Raw genomic sequence first — 654 nt, 5'->3', positions numbered from 1 at the left:
GTCTGGAAGGGCGGGGAGTACGTGCCGGTTGAATAGGCTTCGCCGAGCGCCGGCGTGCCGCCTGAGACGTCTAGTCCGATGCAGACCAGTGTGGCTGGATTGTTCCGACTCACCGCGATGCTTGAACGCCTCGGCATACGCGGCCGGCTGTTGTTCGCCTTTTTCGGGATCAGCGCACTTGCGGTACTGGCAACCGCTGCGGCGCTTTATGCCTTCCTTCAAGTCGGCGACGTCGTCGACCGAATTACCACGGATCGGGTGCCGTCGGCACTGGCCTCCCTCCAGCTGTCGCGCCAGGCCGAACGGGTCGCTGCAGCCGCGCCATCGGTGCTGGCGGCGACAAGCAGGGCTCAGCACAGCGAGGTCTCGGCTGCCGTCGCGCTCGAGATGTCCCGCCTCGAGGCGCTGCGCACGGACCTCAGAGACGCCACGCTGGGCACAGTGCCTTTGGCCGAGATCGAGGAAGCCGCGATTGTTTTGAGGCGCAACCTGAAGGAGCTCGACTCTCTGGTTATCGCGCGGCTCGATGTGGTCGCCCGCAAGGAGGAACTCCTGAACGACCTCACCGCGACGACGACTGGAAGCCACCGCCTTCTGGCCACCGGCATCCTGGTGATGGATTCCAGGCTCCCGCAATGGCGGGCGGGCGCCGCC

At 66.1% G+C, this 654-nt stretch carries 1 pseudogene; it reads left to right on the top strand.

Annotated features, from left to right (window positions below):
• Positions 1-117: 117 nt before the first annotated feature.
• Positions 118-654, top strand: a pseudogene (locus EOA38_RS38265) (guanylyl cyclase); the annotation flags it as partial.

The organism is Mesorhizobium sp. M1E.F.Ca.ET.041.01.1.1 (assembly GCF_003997355.1).
Classification (GTDB): Bacteria; Pseudomonadota; Alphaproteobacteria; order Rhizobiales; family Rhizobiaceae; genus Mesorhizobium.
This window is presented reverse-complemented; position numbering and strand designations above follow the sequence as displayed.